Source organism: Aeromonas sp. PrichA-15 (assembly GCF_017939245.1).
GTDB classification, from domain to species: domain Bacteria; phylum Pseudomonadota; class Gammaproteobacteria; order Enterobacterales; family Aeromonadaceae; genus Aeromonas; species Aeromonas caviae.
In genome coordinates this window covers 1-1,288 of sequence record NZ_JAGKRH010000243.1, presented here as the reverse complement: position 1 = coordinate 1,288, position 1,288 = coordinate 1, and the positions used below count along the sequence as shown (strand labels likewise).

The window sequence follows — 1,288 nt, the reverse complement described above, 5'->3', positions numbered from 1 at the left end:
GTTGTGGGCATACTGCGAAGGATAACCGCCAGACGCAAAGCCAGTTTAAATGCGCTGCGTGTGGTTATGAGGCGAACGCCGATGTGAACGGCGCTCGCAATATTTTAGCGGCGGGACACGCCGTTTTAGCCTGTGGAGGCGTGGTGTAATCAGGCCGCCCGATGAAGCAGGAACCCGGTACTGCGCGAGCAGCTATCACCCAGTAATGGGAATCCCCCTCCTGTGACGCGAAGCGCTATGGTGGGGGAGGATGTCAAGACGTGGACGTCGCGCTACGGCTCCGTGGTGGCTGCAGGCTTCGATGCGGGCACCGCCGACGGCATGAACGAGAAGGGGCTGGTGGCCAACCTCCTCTATCTGACCGAGTCCGAGTATGTGACCCCGAGCGACAAGGATCCGCGCAAGACTCTCTCCATCTCGCTCTGGGCCCAGTACGCGCTGGACAACTTCGCCACCGTGGCCGATGCGGTCGCCGCCCTGTCGAAGGACGAGTTCTATGTGGTTACCACCCTGACCCCGGATGGCAAGCCGGGCCAGCTGCACCTCTCCCTCTCCGATGCGAGCGGCGATTCCGCCATCTTCCAGTACGTGGGGGGCAAGCTGCAGATCTACCACGACCGCAGTTATCAGGTGATGACCAACTCGCCGACCTTTGACAAGCAACTGGCTCTCAACGACTACTGGGAGGAGATTGGCGGTCTCACCATGCTGCCCGGCACCAACCGCTCGGCGGATCGTTTTGCCCGCGCCTCCTTCTATATCAAGACCCTGCCAAAGACCGACCAGGCCAACGAGGCGGTGGCCGGGGTGATGAGCGTGATGCGCAATGTCTCGGTACCCATGGGGATCAGCACCCCGGATCAGCCCAACATCTCCACCACCCTGTGGCGAAGCGTGGCGGATCAGCAGCATCGCCGCTATTTCTTCGAGCTGACCCATCTGCCCAACACCTTCTGGGTGAGCATGGACAAACTGGATCTCGCCGCGGGGGCCCCGGTGCGCAAGTTGCCCCTGACCGAGCAGCAGCTCTATGCGGGGGAGACGGCGGAGAAATTCGTCCCGGCCAAGGCGTTTCGCTTCCTGCCGGCCAGCCCCAAGGCCTGAGCATTCCCCCGATGACAACGCCCCGCTCGGGGCGTTTTTTGGTTCTTCGCGGGATCCTGGGAAAGTGGAAGTTGACAGACAGGGTGCTGGTAAACTGGTTGTCGCCAAACACACCACCACCATCACCCTGCTGTCGCCGTGCATCATATTGATATTGCCTCCTTCTGGCCAGGTTATACCGTCA

At 61.3% G+C, this 1,288-nt stretch carries 1 protein-coding gene; it reads left to right on the top strand.

Translation table 11 applies throughout. The features are described from left to right. The first annotated feature begins 222 nt into the window (after nt 1-222). Complete coding sequence (locus tag J9889_RS20350) at nt 223-1,104, top strand: linear amide C-N hydrolase (RefSeq protein WP_223946067.1); 882 nt, start codon at nt 223-225, stop codon at nt 1,102-1,104. Nucleotides 1,105-1,288: the final 184 nt, after the last annotated feature.